The 15,623-nt window shown below is 70.3% G+C and carries 20 protein-coding genes; all 20 read left to right on the plus strand.

Features of this window, described 5'->3' with window-relative positions:
• Positions 1 to 77 precede the first annotated feature (77 nt).
• The 20 genes from G3I71_RS32665 (at position 78) to G3I71_RS32755 (ending at position 15,599) form a co-directional block, all read left to right on the plus strand.
• Complete coding sequence (locus tag G3I71_RS32665) at positions 78 to 380, plus strand: hypothetical protein (RefSeq protein ID WP_164320309.1); 303 nt, start codon at positions 78 to 80, stop codon at positions 378 to 380.
• Positions 377 to 3,064: a hypothetical protein gene (locus G3I71_RS32670; protein WP_164320310.1), complete on the plus strand. Its 2,688-nt coding sequence runs from the start codon at positions 377 to 379 to the stop codon at positions 3,062 to 3,064. Before G3I71_RS32665 ends, G3I71_RS32670 begins: the two co-directional genes overlap by 4 nt.
• A 234-nt stretch (positions 3,065 to 3,298) precedes the next feature.
• Positions 3,299 to 3,523, plus strand: a complete 225-nt coding sequence (locus G3I71_RS32675) for a hypothetical protein (protein WP_164320312.1) — start codon at positions 3,299 to 3,301, stop codon at positions 3,521 to 3,523.
• Positions 3,520 to 4,143, plus strand: coding sequence for a hypothetical protein (locus G3I71_RS32680; protein WP_164320314.1), 624 nt, complete (start codon positions 3,520 to 3,522; stop codon positions 4,141 to 4,143). Before G3I71_RS32675 ends, G3I71_RS32680 begins: the two co-directional genes overlap by 4 nt.
• Before the next feature lie 303 nt (positions 4,144 to 4,446).
• Positions 4,447 to 4,776 (plus strand): AlpA family transcriptional regulator, encoded by a 330-nt coding sequence (locus tag G3I71_RS52385; protein WP_164320315.1) that lies wholly within the window; start codon positions 4,447 to 4,449, stop codon positions 4,774 to 4,776.
• 81 nt (positions 4,777 to 4,857) lie between these two features.
• Positions 4,858 to 5,115 carry a hypothetical protein gene (locus G3I71_RS32690; RefSeq protein ID WP_164320240.1) on the plus strand — a complete coding sequence of 86 codons (258 nt, stop codon included), beginning with the start codon at positions 4,858 to 4,860 and terminating at the stop codon, positions 5,113 to 5,115.
• Positions 5,112 to 5,411, plus strand: a complete 300-nt coding sequence (locus G3I71_RS32695; RefSeq protein ID WP_164320317.1) for a hypothetical protein — start codon at positions 5,112 to 5,114, stop codon at positions 5,409 to 5,411. The genes G3I71_RS32690 and G3I71_RS32695 overlap by 4 nt, the downstream gene beginning before the upstream one ends.
• Positions 5,408 to 5,782, plus strand: coding sequence for a hypothetical protein (locus G3I71_RS32700; RefSeq protein ID WP_164320318.1), 375 nt, complete (start codon positions 5,408 to 5,410; stop codon positions 5,780 to 5,782). Before G3I71_RS32695 ends, G3I71_RS32700 begins: the two co-directional genes overlap by 4 nt.
• A complete protein-coding gene (locus G3I71_RS32705; RefSeq protein ID WP_164320320.1) occupies positions 5,779 to 6,603 on the plus strand; it encodes a hypothetical protein in 825 nt (274 codons plus the stop codon). Before G3I71_RS32700 ends, G3I71_RS32705 begins: the two co-directional genes overlap by 4 nt.
• A complete protein-coding gene (locus G3I71_RS50430; RefSeq protein ID WP_203731977.1) occupies positions 6,600 to 6,776 on the plus strand; it encodes a hypothetical protein in 177 nt (58 codons plus the stop codon). The genes G3I71_RS32705 and G3I71_RS50430 overlap by 4 nt, the downstream gene beginning before the upstream one ends.
• Positions 6,773 to 7,093 carry a hypothetical protein gene (locus tag G3I71_RS32710; protein WP_164320322.1) on the plus strand — a complete coding sequence of 107 codons (321 nt, stop codon included), beginning with the start codon at positions 6,773 to 6,775 and terminating at the stop codon, positions 7,091 to 7,093. The genes G3I71_RS50430 and G3I71_RS32710 overlap by 4 nt, the downstream gene beginning before the upstream one ends.
• Positions 7,086 to 7,250 carry a DUF6257 family protein gene (locus G3I71_RS32715; protein WP_164320323.1) on the plus strand — a complete coding sequence of 55 codons (165 nt, stop codon included), beginning with the start codon at positions 7,086 to 7,088 and terminating at the stop codon, positions 7,248 to 7,250. The genes G3I71_RS32710 and G3I71_RS32715 overlap by 8 nt, the downstream gene beginning before the upstream one ends.
• Positions 7,251 to 7,337: 87 nt before the next feature.
• Positions 7,338 to 9,461 (plus strand): FtsK/SpoIIIE domain-containing protein, encoded by a 2,124-nt coding sequence (locus G3I71_RS32720; RefSeq protein WP_164320325.1) that lies wholly within the window; start codon positions 7,338 to 7,340, stop codon positions 9,459 to 9,461.
• Positions 9,462 to 9,630: 169 nt separating this feature from the next.
• Positions 9,631 to 9,831, plus strand: a complete 201-nt coding sequence (locus G3I71_RS32725) for a hypothetical protein (RefSeq protein WP_164320327.1) — start codon at positions 9,631 to 9,633, stop codon at positions 9,829 to 9,831.
• Between the two features lie 125 nt (positions 9,832 to 9,956).
• Complete coding sequence (locus G3I71_RS32730) at positions 9,957 to 10,247, plus strand: HNH endonuclease signature motif containing protein (RefSeq protein WP_164320329.1); 291 nt, start codon at positions 9,957 to 9,959, stop codon at positions 10,245 to 10,247.
• 134 nt (positions 10,248 to 10,381) lie between these two features.
• Complete coding sequence (locus tag G3I71_RS32735; protein WP_164320331.1) at positions 10,382 to 10,657, plus strand: hypothetical protein; 276 nt, start codon at positions 10,382 to 10,384, stop codon at positions 10,655 to 10,657.
• Positions 10,620 to 12,161 (plus strand): terminase family protein, encoded by a 1,542-nt coding sequence (locus tag G3I71_RS32740; protein WP_239149480.1) that lies wholly within the window; start codon positions 10,620 to 10,622, stop codon positions 12,159 to 12,161. Before G3I71_RS32735 ends, G3I71_RS32740 begins: the two co-directional genes overlap by 38 nt.
• A gap of 13 nt (positions 12,162 to 12,174) precedes the next feature.
• A complete protein-coding gene (locus G3I71_RS32745) occupies positions 12,175 to 13,389 on the plus strand; it encodes a phage portal protein (RefSeq protein WP_164320333.1) in 1,215 nt (404 codons plus the stop codon).
• Complete coding sequence (locus G3I71_RS32750; protein ID WP_164320335.1) at positions 13,386 to 14,060, plus strand: HK97 family phage prohead protease; 675 nt, start codon at positions 13,386 to 13,388, stop codon at positions 14,058 to 14,060. The genes G3I71_RS32745 and G3I71_RS32750 overlap by 4 nt, the downstream gene beginning before the upstream one ends.
• Before the next feature lie 135 nt (positions 14,061 to 14,195).
• The gene (locus tag G3I71_RS32755; RefSeq protein WP_164320337.1) at positions 14,196 to 15,599 is read left to right on the plus strand and encodes a hypothetical protein; all 1,404 of its coding nucleotides are present in this window, start codon (positions 14,196 to 14,198) and stop codon (positions 15,597 to 15,599) included.
• Positions 15,600 to 15,623: the final 24 nt, after the last annotated feature.

A 15,623-nucleotide genomic window follows, 5' to 3' on the forward strand; every position in this document is an offset into this window, starting at 1 on the left:
GCCAATCCCCCCTGGCCCGGGGCCGCACGCGCACTCACGAACACCACTGGCCCCGCTCGTAGAAGAGAGCACCGTTCGTGAACAGCACCACCACCGTCCTCCCGCTCTTCGGGGAGGACACCGAGCAGGACCAGGCGGACATCCAGCCGCCCCCGGTCCATCTCGGCATGGCCGCCGCCCCGGCCCGCGTCGTCGCCTACCGCGACACCCAGTACGAGGACAGCGAGCCGCGCACACTGCTGGTCGTTGACTGCCCGTTCTGCGATCACCAGCACGTCCACTCAGCCGGCCTCGCCTCCGCGCCGCGCGTCTGCCTCCGACGCTCGCGGTGCGTCGGGCGCCCGACCGGGGTCTACTACTTCCCGGCGGTGAGCCCGTGACCCAAGCTCCGCCCGCCGAACTCGTCGCTGACGAGCAGCTCGTGCACGCGTCCCTGGCGTACCACTTCCAGGACGTGCCCGGCCTCGTCAGCATCTGCTCGGACAAGGACGGCTGGGCCGGACGCAGGTTCACCACCGACGAGGTCGGGATCACAGCGGCCACCGAGTACGTCCTGAAACTGGACAGCAGGTCCGCAAAGGGCGTGTACGCGCAGGTGACAACCCTGCGCGAGCGGCCCGCAGAGGGCCGTGGCGGGAAGGACCTCGCTCACAGTCTGACGTTCCTGTGGGCGGACGGCGACTACGGCACGGCTGGCCATAAGCCGGGTCTGGACGACCTGCCGCACCCGGTCGACGCCGACCACGTCCGCGGGATCGTGGCCGCTCCCGGGCTGCCCGAGCCGAGCGGCTGGTGGCTGTCCGGCGGCGGCTACAACCCGATCTGGGTACTGGCCGAGCCGTACATCATCGGCAGCGACGACGACCGGGCGTCCATCGAGCAGTTCACCATGGGTCTGCAGGCCGTCCTCGGCGCTTCCGCGTACTCCCACGGCTGCTCCTGGGACACCCAGGTCGGCAACCTCGACCGGCTCATGCGCATCCCCGGCACCGTCAACCGCAAGGCGGGGGCCCGCTCGACGGGCAGTTTCCCGGGCAGCGGCGAACCTGTCGACCTGGCCGTCATGCGCGAGGCCGTGGCGCGCCTGGAGCCCGACGCCCGCGCTCTCCTGGAGAAGTCGGCGGCAGAGAAGCGGGCGCGCCACGACGCCCGCACGGGACGGACACCCGCAGCGCCGTCTCCGCCGCGGCGCCCCGCGTTCCCTCGCTCCGGAGGCGGGACGAGCGTCTTCGACATCCTCGCCAGCGAGATCACCTTCCGCGACATCCTGGAGCCCGAAGGCTGGACGTACCGCGGCACCGCCGCCGACGGCCGGGAGAAGTGGCTGCGTCCGGCCGGCGCCGAAGGCTCCGCCGACAGCGAGTACAGCCTCGTCTGCGACGACCACGTCGCCGTCAACTGGTCAGAGCGCTCCGGACTCCCTGTCGGCCAACAGGCTTCCGGCCGCAAGCTCACCGTCCCCACCCTGTGGGCGCACCTCCACTACAACGGCAACGAGCGCGAGGCCACCCTCGACGTGCTGCGCGCCGCGTTCGACCAGGACGCGCATGTGGCCGCGCGGAGCCTGCCGACGGCTGTGCTCACCCGCGTGCGGCAGCACTGCCGGCCCCCCGCGCAACCACGCGAGACGCCGCCGCTTCCGCCTGTGGACGACGACATCTGGGCCCAGTTCGGCGAAGCCCCCGAGCCCGAGCCCGAGGGCGAGCCGGGCTCGCCGCCCATCCCTGGGCTGATCCCGGAAGAGTTCTACGCGGCCCGTTCCGAACTCCGGCACATCCGCCAGGCCGGGCACTCCCGTAACCGATCCGGTGACGTCGCGCTCCTGTCCGCACTGACCCGCCTGTCGGGCATGGTCTCGCACCGCATCCGTGCGGATACCGGCGTCGCCGGATATGCCTCGCTCAACCTGTTCGGCGGCATCATCGGCCCGTCCGGCATCGGCAAGTCGACCGGCGTGGAAGTCGCCGACCGGCTGATGCCCGCGCCCACCGGCCTCGACTTCCGCGACGGCCTGCCGCTGGGGTCTGGCGAGGGTATCGCCGAGGTCTTCATGGACACCGTGGAAGAGGAGACCGGCGAGGTGCGCCGGGGTCGAGGCGGCACCTCGACGCCGGTAACCGTGCGGGTCCGCAAGCAGGTGCGGCACAACGCGTTCTTCTACGTCGACGAGGGCGCCACCATCACCCGCCTCATGAAAGAGCGTTCCGGCTCCACCCTGGGCGAGACGCTCCGCAGCGCGGCCGTAGGGCAGACGCTCGGCCAGACCAACGCCAGCAAGGACACCAGCCGGTACATCCCCAGCGGCTCGTACAGCCTGGGCCTGCTCGTCGGCTTCCAGCCTGAGACGGCAGCACCACTGTTCGAGGAGGTAGCAGAGGGAACGCCGCAGCGCTTCCTGTGGGTGCAGGTCGTCGACCCGTCCATCCCGGACGAGCAACCGCCGTGGCCGGGCGAGTTGTTCGAGTGGCGCGCGGCTATCGAGGCCGAGCCCGGCGAGGGGTACGCCTTCGAACTGGTCACCTTCGACGAGGCGATCCGGGAGGAGCTACGCCTGGCCGACCTCGCCAAGGTGCGCGGGCAGACGCCCGCGTCGGAGCTGAACCCCCTCGACTCCCACGCTCCGCTGATGAGAGTCAAGATCGCCTCGCTCCTGGCCATCCTCGCGGGCCGCCGCCATGTGGATGCCGAGGACTGGCGCCTTGCCCAGATCTTGTGGGCCGCCTCGTGCGCCACGCGGGACGCTGTACTGGCGTACAGCGAGGGGCTGCGAAGGCTGGAGCAGGAGAAGCGGACGACGGCCCGCATCACGGAAGAGGTCCGCGTTGAGCAGGCCAAGGAGTCCGCTCAGGAGGCGCGCGCGGAGAAGGCGATCGAGCGGGTGGCGATGCGCATCGCGGTCCGCGCGCGCGAGGGCGAGCCGCTGACGCGCCGGGTGATCCGGGACCGGATCGCTGCGGGGCGCGACAAGAAGTACGTGGGCGACGCGATCAGTTACGCGGTGCTGCGCGAGTGGGTCGTCGAGACAGACGGCGGGCTCGCTGCTGGCCCCGTCCACCCTGAGTGATGGGGGGACATGAGGGGGGACGCGAGGGACGGGGGGACGCTGTTTGTCCCCCCCTTCTCCCCCTCAGAAGCACGAAAGTGATTCACGAGCCTAACAGTCTCAGATTCAATCAAGCCGCTGACCTGCATATATAGAGATCAAGATCAATAACTATTCGACTCGCGTACCGCGCGAGGGAGGGGGGGACAAACAGCGTCCCCCCCTGTCCCCCCGTCCCCCTCCAAGGAGAGACCCGTGACCAACAACCTCACCCCCATCGCCGCCCTCGTACCAGCCCAGCCCGGATGGACCGTCACCGTCACCGACCTCGCAACTGGCGACCCCGCCACCTGCCCCGTCATCGCCTGGGCAGCCATCGGCGCCGAGGTGCACCCCGTGTTCGTCGCCAACGGCTCCATCTGGACCGGGCCGGAGTACCCGAAGGGCCCGACTCCCGTCATCAAGGAGCCAGCCCTGTGACCGCCAACTGCGGCCTGTGCGAGGACCCGGTCGCGGGCGGCTATCTCTGCGCGAGAGACGCCATGCAACTGGCCACACGGCTGGAGCAGCTGCCCGAGCTGGCCACCGAACTGGTCGACTTCCTGGTGCCGCCCCGCTCCGGGTTCGGCGAACTGGTCACCGCGCGCACGGCCGGTCCGCGGTCGCCGATCAACGAGGACGTCCTCGACGAGCTGCGGGACAACCGGGCGGGCGAGATCGTGCACTCCTGGCGGGTGGACGTGCAGCGCGAACGCTGGCCGCACCACAGTGCGCCGCCGCCCTCCGGGCTGGCAGCGGACTGCCGGTGGCTGGCGATGGAGCTGCAGTGGATCACCACCCACTACCCACCCGTCGGGGACCTGGCACGCGAAGTACGCGCGCTGGAGGCCGAACTCCGCTCGCTGGTCGGGGACCCGGTGCCCCGGCGGCAGCGGCTCGGTACGTGCGTGGCGGTGACGGACGACGCAGGCACGGTGTGCGGGGCGGAGTTGTCGCGGTTGCCGGGCGGGCCGGTGCGCTGCCGGTCGTGCGGCTGCGCGTACCAGGGCGAGACCGACCTGCTTCTGCTGCTGCACTACCAGCCCACGCCTGCGGCCTAAGCCTCGTCGGAGTCCTGCTGAGTCGGGCGGCTGGACACGTATCGGTGCAGGGCCGACACGATCACGTCGGTGACCGTGCGGCCCTCCGCCTCAGCCTTCGCCTTTGCAGCACTCCATAGCCCGTCCGGGACCCGCACGTTCCGCAAAGGCGTCTTGCCTGTGGCTGGCCTGCCCATGGCACCTCCCCTGTAGGTACAGGAATCTACGCCCACCACCACGGATCCACTTGACACGGTTCACGCATCACGCGTTAATGTAGGTACACAAAGTCACTGTGAACAGCAGCGACGGAGGAGCTGAACCATGTCCGATATCACGTGGCACCGCCCGGAGTTCCAGGGGAAAGACGACCAGCTCGTCAGCCTCGCCGGAGTCGCCGTGTTCGCCGGAGTCACCCGCGCGGCCGTCTCGAACTGGCGCAAGCGGCACGACTTCCCCAAGCCCGTCATGACCGCCGGCCGCACCGTCTGGGTCGTCCGTAGCGAGGCGGAAACCTGGCTGGCCAGCCGTTCGACGCAGAGCGCGACGGACACCGAGACCAAGCGCGCTGCGCTGGAGGCCCGTGAGGCCCGCCAAGCCATCGCTCTGGCCACCACCCGCAAGAAGCTACGCGAGCTCCGCCAGCAGCACTGAACAAAGACGGCCCCCGGCGGTGTTACGAGCACCGACCGAGGGCCTGACCGAACCCTTGATCAAGCAAGGAGAACGGCTGTCATGGATCTTCCCATGCCCGCGATCACCCCGACCCGCAGGCTCATCGCCGCGGGCATCATCCGCCGCATCGCCGGACGCACCATCAGCGTCCGCGTCACCCAGGCCGGCGTCACCGGCACCATCAAGAACGCCCGCGTCGCCGAACTGCACCGCCTCTGCCGCGAGGACTACACCAACAGCGCCGACCGCCGCACCCAGGATCACCGCGACGACGCCTTCCTCCTCGCCCGCGCCTCCGAGGCGGTGGCCGCACGATGAGCGAGCAGACCCTGCCCGAGCCCGTCCGCGACCTCCTCGCCGCGATCGTCGAAGCCCTCACCGTGCCCCTCGCCGACCAGGCCGCTGACGACGACACCGCCAACCGGCTGATGCGCGAGCGCGCCAGCAACGCCCGGATCATCGCGAACTCGGCACTCACCTCGCCGAGCCTTTCGGACATCGCGCGGGCCGCGGGGCAGCTGTGCGGCTGGACCGCCGACAGCCCGGTCACCTACCGCCCGTACCAGGCCCGCACCCCGCAGACCGTCACGCTCCCGACCGGGGAGGACCAGTGACCGAGCCCCGCACCATCACGCTGCCCACGGCCGACCACGGCCCGGTCACCGTGACCTGCCCGGCCTGGTGCATCGGCCACCCCAACCACAGGCCCGACTACCACCGCGCCGACATCCTCCACAAAGGCCCCGACGTCAACCTCGCCTTCCACGGCACCGAGGTCATCGCCGCGTGCCTCGCACAGTCCCCGTACGCGACGCCCGGCGACCCGAGCCTTGGCGGCCGGACGCCCGGCGTCTCGGTCTACCCGCCCGGCCGGACCCTGACCCCCGTCCAGCTGTACAGCCTCGCCGCCGCCCTCGACGGATACGCGGACCGGCTGCGCGACCTCGCCGACCAGCTGCACACGATCCTCGGGGGTGGCCGGTGACCACCGACCCCGCCCGTACGTGGATCCGCCGGACGTCGACTGCGGCCGGCCTCGCCTACACCGCCATCGCCGAGTACGAGCTGGCCCGCCGGTTGGGCGCACAGCAGCCGATCGCGGTCATGCTGCCGCTCGCCCTCGACTGCTACGTCATCGCCGCTCTGAAGTGGTTCCGTGCGTTCGACGTCGCCCTGTCGCTCATCCTGATGTGCGCCGCGCAGGTGGCCGCTCACGCCCTCGATGCCGGGGTCGTGCGCGTGAACCTCGAACTCGTCACGGTCGTCTCGGTCCTCGTGCCGGTCGCGCTGTGGCGTACCCACGCTCTCGCCCGCGACGAGGACGACGTACCCGCCGAGTCTGTCGCTGAGTTCGCGGCGGCCGTCGAGCGGGTCCCCGTACCCGCCACGGCGCCGCCCGTACCCGAGGCGTACCCGGCGATCGCCGTACGGGTACCTGCCGTACCCGCCGCCGTACCTCCGGGCGTCCGGCTGCTGCCGATCGTCGCCCGCCCCGCGCCCGCTCCGGTCGCCGTCGGGCCGGTCGTCGAGCTACCCGTACCCGAGCCTGCACCGGCGCACGAGTACCCCGTACCTGATGCACAGGTACACCTCGACTGGCAGGTCCCGGACGACTACGCCGACAAGGCCGGCAACCCCACCGAGCCCACCGACGAGGACACCCCGTACCCGGACCCGCTCATCCCCCAGGTACGTACCGACTTCCCCGGCGAGGTACCCGGGGTACGGCGCCTGAAGGAGACGTACTCGATCGGCCAGGGCCGTGCGCAGCGCATCCGTGACGAGCTGACGGGGGTGCGCTCATGATGCGCCTGGTCTTCGGGGCCGTCCTCGGTCTCCTCGTCGCCTATCCGGCGCTGCTCGCCGTCGTCCTGGCGGTCGTGGCCGCCGTCGTCTCGCAGCCCGCGGTGCTCGCGTTCGCCGCCGGCGTCCTGCTGTGGCCGCGTATCACCCGCCGCGTGCGGGGGTGGACTGCGTGAGCGACGCCCTCGACAAGGCCGAGGCCGCAGCGAGAGAGGCCGCGGTGAACACGGCCGCCGTACAGATCGCGCTCGCCGCCGTCGAGCTGGCCAAGGCGGCACAGCAGCAGCCCGCCCCGCAGGCCTGCCAGCACCAGCACCACCAGGGCCGCAGCGGGGGCGAGTGGCTCGCGATCGGCGGCGCCGTCTGCGTCGGCTCCATCGGCCTCGCGTTCGCGTCCATCGCGCTCGCCATCGGCGGCCTGTCCATCGCGATCGTCGCCCTCGTCCTGCGCTCCATGTGGCGCGACTTCAACAAGGGGAGCAACCGTGCCTGAGCCGAAGCTGACGTTCTGGGAGAAGGCCGCCATCGTCCGCCTGGAGGTCCGCGGCGCCCGCCGCGCCATCGCCAACATTCAGGACCAGCCCGACATCGACAAGGGCATTCAGCGGATCAAGGACCGGGCCCGCAAGCGCGAGGCCAACGGCAAGTAGGTACACCACGGGGCGCCCGTACCCGGCACAGGTACACCCGGGCGCCCCGTGTCCCGGACCGTCCAGAGAACGACCGGAGAGACCAGGATGACGGACACGACCGCACCCGCCCACACCGATCCGACGGGTACACCCGTACCCGATGTACCCGCACCCCCGGGTACGGCAGGTACCCCCGTACCCGCGACCGAGGTACAGCCCCGCCGCCACGTCCATACCGAAGCCCTGCGGCGGGTCGTCGTCGAGGCCCGCGAGCACGCCGCGTACCGGATCCTCGTCCGACACGGCGCCTACGTCGTCGGGGGTACCCGCGTCCTCACCCGCCGTACCTGGGAGGCCCGCACGACCGCCACGCACGCACGCATGATGCGCCAGGCCGAGGCCGCGGGGAACGAGGAACTCGTACGGCAGTGGGAACAACGCGCCTACGCCTACCGCTTCGCCCGCCACAAGCGGCGCATGGACCTGTTGCAGATGATCCTCAACGCCCCCAAGGCCATCGCCGCCGCAGTCCTCAGCACAGGCAGCGTGCTGCTCATGCTCGGCCTCATGCTGGCCTCGTACAACCACGACGTCCGGGACGTCCTCACCCCCCTGAACACCGTCATCGAGCTGGTCGGATGGGTCGCGTTCATCGCGGGCGTGCTGTGGGAACCGCTGCTGTACTCGCTGCCCTGGCTCGCCCTCACCGGGGTGTGGGCCGTCGGCCGGCACCGGCAGACCGCACCCGCATGGGCACTGCCCGCAGGCAGCGACGAACGGGACGTCGTACCCGACGAGGGCGCCATCCTGCGCGCGCTCGGCAACCTCGGCATCGCCCCGCTCAACAAGGCCATCAAGGACGGCTGGCAACCGAGATGGGAGCAGCCCACCACCCGCTCCGGGAACGGCTGGCACACCCAGTTGCAGCTCCCCATGGGCGTCACCGTCGAGATGATCCTCGGCAGGAAGAACGTCCTCGCCCACAACCTGCTGCGCAAGCCCGTCGAGGTGTGGCCCACTGAGCCCCCGAAGCAGCCCGGCACCCTCGATCTGTGGGTCGCCGACCAGGGCTCACTGTCCGGGCCGGTCCCGCCCTGGCCGCTGCTCACCGAGGGCACCACCGACTACTTCAAGGGCATTCCCGTCGCCGTCTCCCAGCGCGGCGAGCCCATCATCGGCAAGCTCATGGCCGCGAACTACATGGTCGGCGGCATCATGGGTTCGGGTAAGTCGTCGCTGGTCATCGCCCTGTTGCTCGGCGCGATCCTCGATCCGCTGGTCATCGTCGAGGCGTACGTCATGGCGTACAACACGGACTACGACCCGCTGAAGCCGCGCCTGCGGGTCCTGGTCAAGGGCGACGACGACGAGGACGTCTACGCCGCGCTGAAGGCCCTGCGCAGCCTGCGCGACGAGGTGACCACCCGCGGCAAGCTGCTGGAGGAACTCGGCGAGGGCGCCACGAAGGTGACGCGCGAGCTGGCCCTGAAGGACCCGCGGATGCGGCCCAAGGTCGTCGTGTTCGACGAGTGCCACGAGCTGTTCATGCACAAGGAGTACGGCAAAGAGGCCGCTGAGCTGGCCATCAAGGTGATGAAGAAGGCCCGCAAGACAGCCATCACCCTCGTGTGGGTGACCGTGTCCCCGACCGCCGACAGCTTGCCGCGTGACGTCACCCGCAACACCAGCCACCGTGTCGCGTTCGCGGTCGGCGACCACGTGGCGAATGACGGGCTGCTCGGCTCCGGGCGTCACAAGGCCGGCGTCACCGCGACCACGCTGATTCCCGGCGAGGACGTCGGCACGGCGGTGACCGTGGGGTTCAGCAACAAGCCGTTCGAGGTGGTGCGTGCCCACTATGTGGCGCGTGATCCCGACAAGGGTGTCGACGAGGTGACGCCCGTGGTCGTACGGGCGATGGGCTTGTACGAGGGCGGCCCGGCCGTCGATGAGCCGACGTTCGAGCCGGCCGACCCGCTCGCCGACGTCGCCGCGATCCTCGCCGACGACACACGCGTCCTCGCGCAGGAGGTGCTGCACCGCCTCGCCGCCCGCAACCCGGAGGCGTACGGCAGCTGGGGGCCCACCGACCTGAAGAGGGCGTTGGAGCCGTACGGGGCCGAGCAGTACAAGTCCAACGGCGTGATGGTCGTCGCCCGCGACCGCGTCCAGGACGCCATCTTGGAACGGTTCGCCGAGGACGTCGATGACGAGGAGGGACCCGCCTAGATCTCGGGGAGTTCTCCCTAACGCCTCCCTGCCCTGCCTCCCTGTACATGACCTGCGGAAATGGCCAGTCAGGGAGGCCAGGGAGGCACCACCCGGGACGCGTGGGAAACGGGGAACAGGCCCTTCAGACTCCCCGCCCGCGCCTCCCTCCCTACCGCATCATGGAGGCATGGAGTCGCAGAACATCCGGCCCGGCCACCTCACCGCACACCAGACCGCCCGCGTCCTCGGTGTCACCCTCGGCGGCGTCCGACTGCTCGTCCACCGAGGCCAGCTCGACCGCGCCGGCGGCAGTGCCCGGCAGCCCTGGTACGCCGCTGAAGCCGTCGCCGCCCTCGCCGCCAACCGCGCCGCACGCAATGCTGCTTGACCGCAGGTCAGATAGCGTGTAACGATCTCCGGGAACCCTTGTGTCCGCAGACGGGCACCACAGACGCACACGAAGCCCCAGCCAATCCCCCCGGCTGGGGCTGCGTCGTGTCCCAGGGGGTGAGCGTGGCCAGCAGCAGCGACCTCACCAGCTACGAGTACCGGAAGGTACGCGAGCGCATCCTCGCCGCATCCGACGTCTGCATCGTCTGCGGCCACGGCGCCTCCACCGCCGTCGACCACATCCACCCCCGCAGCAAGGGCGGCGCCCGCCTCGACCCCGACAACCTCGCCCCCATCCACGGCGTCACCGGCTGCCCCATCTGCCTCCGCAAGTGCAACAGCGAGAAGAGCGACCGCCCCCTGTCCGAAGTGGTCCAACTGGTCACCTCGGTCGACTGGTTCGCAGGGCCGTGACCAGGACTGATCCGGCCGATCAGCTCGGGATCTCCTGGGATTTTTAGAAAACGGACATATCGCAACCCCGCGCCCAGCTTTTATTTTTCTCCCCCCGGCCCGATGGCACAGGGATGATCTTGGAAGGGGGCGCCATGGGCTCGGTCGAGGACGCCGTGCGTAGCGACGTCGAGCAGCTCGGCGACCTGGTCGGCGTCGAGCCGTCCCTGTCCGAGTTGGCCTACACGCTGGCCGTCCGGATCGATGCTGCGGCGACTGCCCAGTGCGAGACGTGTGGAGAGCCGGTGACCCAAGAGGACCGGTTGCTCCCCCAGTTGATCCGCGAGCTGCGGCAGACGCTCGCCCAGCTGCTGGAGGGGCGGGCCGCTGACGATGACGACGACCTCGGAGACCTGGGCTCCCCCGACTGAGTTCGCCGAGGATCTCCGGGAGCGGTACGGGCTGGAGTGCCCGCCGCGCTGGGGCACGCCTCGGAACCCTGAGCGGAAGTCGCTGGGGCCGAAGCTGTGGAAGGTCATGGAGAAGCTCGGCGCCCCGCCGATGCCGTGGCAGAAGTACGTCACGGACGTCGCCCTTGAACTGGACGAGGACGGGGTGTTCGTCCACCGTGAGGCCGGCTTGTCGGTGTCACGACAGCAGGGCAAGACTGAGTTGATCCTAGGGCTACAGGTTCACCGAGCCATGGCGTGGCACCGGCAGAACATCATCTACGCGGCGCAGGACCGGAACATGGCGCGGCAGCGCTGGGAGGACGAGTTCTGGGAGAAGATCTCAGACTCCGACCTGGTGCGGCGGGCCCGGATCCGCAAGTCGAACGGCAACGAGAAGATCCTGTGGCCAGCGACCCGGTCGCGCATGGGCATCACCGCGAACACCGAGTCGGCCGGACACGGCCCCGCCCTCGACCTGGGCATCATCGACGAGGCGTTCAAGCACGAGGACGACCGTCTGGAGCAGGCGTTCTCTCCAGCGATGACGACGCGGCCCATGGCTCAGCTGTGGTGGGCGTCCGCCGGTGGCACGACGAAGAGCGTGTGGCTGAACAAGAAGCGGGCCATCGGGCGGGCGCTGATCGAGGAGGCGTGGAAGACCGGTGTGTGGCCGGGCGTCTGCTACTTCGAGTGGTTCGCCCCGGAGGACATGCCGCGCGATGACCCGGCGACCTGGTACGCGACGCTGCCCGCGCTCGGCTTCACGGTCACCGAGGCGGTCATCGCTGCGGAGCTGGTGAAGCTGGATCCGGCAGAGTTCGACCGGGCGTACCTGAACCGGACCCGGAAGCCGACGCCGCCCGTCGACCCGAACGTCCCCAAGGGGAAGTGGCCGGGCCTGGTCGACGAGGCCAGCAAGCCGGTGGCGTCCAGCGTCGCTCTGGCCATCGACGTGTCACAGGACCGCAAGCGCGCGGCGATCAGTGCGGCCTCGCTCCGGCCGGACGGCAAGGTGCACCTGGAGGTCGTGGCGTACCGGACCGGTACGGACTGGGTGGTGCCCGCGGTGGCCCGGCTGCACAAGCTGTGGAAGCCAGTGGCCGTGGCGGTCGCCGCATCTGGGGCGCCGGCCAGTTCTCTGATCGACGACCTGGTAGCCGCGGGCATCGACGTGCCCAAGGACAAGGAGCATCCGGATCGCGGCGACCTGGCTGTGATGCGGTCCGGGGACATCATCGAGGCGTGCGGTCAGCTGGCCGACGCCATGAACCAGGGCACGGTCGTCCACCTCGACCAGGTCCCGCTGACCGCCGCCGTCAACGGCGCCCGCACCCGCCGCAACGGCGACGCGTGGACGCTGGACCGCACGAGTTCCCTGACCGAGATCAGCCCGCTGTGCGCCGTCACGTTCGCCCGGTGGGCGCTGCTGATCCGGGGCCCGCACGTGATCGACGACTACGACATCGCGGACTCGTTCGCGTGAGGGGAGGCGCGGCATGGGTGCCTGGTCCAGGCTGAAGGGCGCGTTCACCCGCGACGCGCAGATCACGTCCGCCGAGGATCTCCTCGCGCGTTCCCGCGAAGGGCGCACCAACCGGGTGCACGTCACCAACGAGACGGCGCTGCGGAACTCGGCGGTGTGGGCGTGCCTGCGCCTGCGTGCGGACCTCATGTCGTCGTTCCCGATCGACGTGTACCGGTACGTCAACGGGATCCAGGTAGAGGTGCCGAAGCCTCCCGTCCTGGTCGCCCCGGGCGGCCTGGAGGTCGGCATCAAGGAATGGGTGTACTCCACTGAGTTCGACCTGGACCGGGGCGGGAACTGCTTCGGGACCATCACCGAACGGACCGGGGTCATCGGCCCGGACGGCCGAGGCCTGCCCGGCCGCATCGACCTGGTGGAACTCGGCGCGGTCACCGTCCGGGGCAACGGTTCGACGATCACCAAGTTCGTCATCAACGGCAAGGAGTACGAGCCGTGGGAGGTCTGGCACGAGAAGCAGTACACCGTGGCCGGCTGCCCGCTCGGCCTGTCGCCCGTGGCCTACGCCGCGTGGACGATCGAAGAGACGCTGTCGGCGCAGCAGTTCGCCCGTGACTGGTTCGCCGGCGGGGCGGTGCCGCTGGCCGAGCTGAAGAACACGGCGAAGGTCGTGGACAAGGACAGTGCCCGGATCGCGCGCGAGCAGTTCCGGGCCTCCGTCGACAGCTCAGGTCTGTTCGTCCACGGCATGGACTGGGAGTACAAGCCGATCCAGGCTGTCGCCTCGCAGTCCTCGTTCCTGGAGGCCCGCCAGTACGGGGCGCAGGACATCGCCCGGTTCTTCGGTGTCCCCGGTGACCTGATCGACGTGGCGGTGTCGGGCAGCAGCATCACCTACGCCAACATGACGCAGCGCAACCTCCAGTTCCTGATCATGAATCTGGGTCCTGCGGTGGGCCGCCGCGAGGACGCGTTCAGCCGCAAGCTCGTGTCCGGCCCGCGGTTCGTGAAGCTGAACACCGACGCGCTGCTGCGCATGGACCCCGAGGCGCGGGCCCGCACCATCGGCGCGCGCATCACCAACCGGACGCTCGCCCCGTCCGAAGCCCGGGCGCTGGAGAACCTGCCGCCCTTCACCGAGGACCAGCTCGCCGAGTTCGACCGGCTGTTCGGCTCGCGTTCCGTCCCCGCACAGCCCACGACCGCCGTACCGGGAGCACCGTCATGACCACACCCGCGCTCGCCGCCGCTGCGGCCGAACGGGCACAGCACACCACCGCCCGCCGCGACCGCCCCTCACAGCGGCGCAGCGCCGAGCAGAGTGGATCCCGCGCCGTGATGCGCGCCCGGCTGTCCGGCGTGCAGCTGCGCGAGGCCGACGGAGGCGGCGGCACGCTGGAGTTCCTCGGGCACGCCACGGTGTACGAGCAGGCCTACGAGATGTGGGACTACTTCGGCCCGTACACCGAGATCGTCACCGAGGGCGCAGGCTCCGAATCGCTGGCCCGCGCGGACCTCGACGTGCCGCTCGTCCTGGGCCACGACCAGCTGCGCCGCATGGCCCGCACCACCACCGGCACGCTGCTGCTCGCCGAGGACGGCACCGGCCTGTCCGTCCACGCGCCCGCCCTCGACCCCGCGGACTACGACGTCGCCTACATCGCGCCGAAGTTGCGCGCGGGCTTGGTCGACGAGATGTCGTTCGCGTTCCGTATCGAGTCGGGCCAGTGGTCCCCGGACTACACCGAGTACCGGATCAACCGGTACGACATCCACCGCGGCGACGTCGCGATCGTCGGCTACGGCGCCAACCCCCACACCGGGGCGAGCATGCGCCAGCCGACCGCCCCGACGTCCAGCCGGGCCCGGGCGCTGCTGGAGATCGCTCTCGCCCGCTGACCTCTGATCTTCCCGCCGTCCGGCGGGAGTACTGCCCTGCGCTCTTCGCGCACGAGACCACCCGGCGCCATGCCTCGGGTGGCCGTCTGTCTGGACACGGGGCGCCTGAATCACGACGACGAAAGGACGACGAGGATGACCCTCGCCGAGCTGATCGCCCAGGCGCGCACCGCCCTGGACACGGCGATCACCGCACGACAGCAGGAGCAGGACGCGCTGATGGCGCTGCGCTCCGACGACAACCTGACCGAGGACGCGGTCACCGCGCGGGTCGCCACCCGCGACACGGCGGACGCCGAGGTCACCCGCCGCCAGGCAGCGCTCGACCAGCTGGAGGCCGAGCAGGTCCGCGAGGACGAGGTGACCGCTCTGCAGGCGCGCACCGTCCCGGCCGCAAACCGGGCACCGGCCTACGACCGGGTGCACCGGGTGGGCGCCGAGGAGCGCACCTACCGGCCCGACCAGGACCGGCGCGGTGCCGCATTCGAGGGCGACGTCGCCGCCGCGTTCATGGGCGACTACGAGGCCCGCGACCGACTTGGCCGGCACATGGCCGAGGAACGCGTGGAGCGCGGCGACCAGATCGACCCGCGTACCGGGCAGCGTGCGGCGGGCACGGGCGCGTTCGCGGGCCTGGTCGTGCCGCAGTACCTGACCGACCTGTACGCCCCGGCGGCTGCCGCGCGCCGTCCGTTCGCGGACTCGTGCCGTCCGCACGACCTGCCCGCGCAGGGCATGACGGTCAACATCTCCCGCATCACCACGGCGACCAACGTCGACCTGCAGGCGTCGGAGAACATCGCCGTCGCTGAGACGGACATCGACGACACGCTGCTGCCGGTCACGGTGCAGACCAACGCGGGCCAGCAGACGCTGTCCCGGCAGGCCATCGAGCGGGGCGCCGGCGTGGAGCCGGTCGTCCTGGACGACCTGTTCCGCCGCTACTCGACCAAGCTGGACTCCACGCTCCTCAACCAGGCCACCAACGGCCTGACCAACGTGGCGACCTCGGTCGCCTACACCGACGCCAGCCCGACCGTCGCGGAGCTGTACCCGAAGGTGATCGAGGGTCTGTCGGGCGTCGAGGGTGCGCTTCTGGACATGGCGACCGGCGACAACATCGCGGTCATGCACTCCCGGCGCTGGTACTGGATGCAGAACGCCATGGCGTCCACCTGGCCCGTGATCACGCAGCCCGGGATCGTGGCACAGACCCTGGGCGCCAACTACGCCACCACCTACGGCAGCGGCGTGCGCGGCGTGCTGCCCAACGGCACTCCGGTCATCGTCGACAACAACATCGCCACGACGCTCGGCGGCGGCACCGAGGACGAGATCTACCTGGTGGACCGCCAGGAGTGCCACCTGTGGGAGGACGCGAACGCCCCGATGTACATCCGGGCGGAGCAGACCAAGGTCGCCAGCCTCGGGGTGCTCATGGTCGTGTACGGCTACTTCGCCTACACCCACGCCCGGTACGCCCACGCCCGGAAGATCGCGGGCACCGGGCTGATCGCGCCGACGTTCACCGGCGTCTGATCCCTCCATCACGCAGGGTCCGCC

The organism is Streptomyces sp. SID12501, assembly GCF_010550245.1.
GTDB lineage: Bacteria > Actinomycetota > Actinomycetes > Streptomycetales > Streptomycetaceae > Streptomyces.

Excerpts from the sequence above, each read along its gene's own strand:
- G3I71_RS32695 (WP_164320317.1), top strand. The coding sequence starts at position 5,112 with ATGAGCGAGCAGACCCTGCCCGAGCCCGTCCGCGACCTCCTCGCCGCG.
- G3I71_RS50430 (WP_203731977.1), top strand. The coding sequence starts at position 6,600 with ATGATGCGCCTGGTCTTCGGGGCCGTCCTCGGTCTCCTCGTCGCCTAT.
- G3I71_RS32740 (WP_239149480.1), top strand. The coding sequence starts at position 10,620 with ATGACGACGACCTCGGAGACCTGGGCTCCCCCGACTGAGTTCGCCGAG.
- G3I71_RS32720 (WP_164320325.1), top strand. The coding sequence starts at position 7,338 with ATGACGGACACGACCGCACCCGCCCACACCGATCCGACGGGTACACCC.
- G3I71_RS52385 (WP_164320315.1), top strand. The coding sequence starts at position 4,447 with ATGTCCGATATCACGTGGCACCGCCCGGAGTTCCAGGGGAAAGACGAC.
- G3I71_RS32725 (WP_164320327.1), top strand. The coding sequence starts at position 9,631 with ATGGAGTCGCAGAACATCCGGCCCGGCCACCTCACCGCACACCAGACC.
- G3I71_RS32750 (WP_164320335.1), top strand. The coding sequence starts at position 13,386 with ATGACCACACCCGCGCTCGCCGCCGCTGCGGCCGAACGGGCACAGCAC.
- G3I71_RS32735 (WP_164320331.1), top strand. The coding sequence starts at position 10,382 with ATGGGCTCGGTCGAGGACGCCGTGCGTAGCGACGTCGAGCAGCTCGGC.
- G3I71_RS32755 (WP_164320337.1), top strand. The coding sequence starts at position 14,196 with ATGACCCTCGCCGAGCTGATCGCCCAGGCGCGCACCGCCCTGGACACG.
- G3I71_RS32690 (WP_164320240.1), top strand. The coding sequence starts at position 4,858 with ATGGATCTTCCCATGCCCGCGATCACCCCGACCCGCAGGCTCATCGCC.
- G3I71_RS32745 (WP_164320333.1), top strand. The coding sequence starts at position 12,175 with ATGGGTGCCTGGTCCAGGCTGAAGGGCGCGTTCACCCGCGACGCGCAG.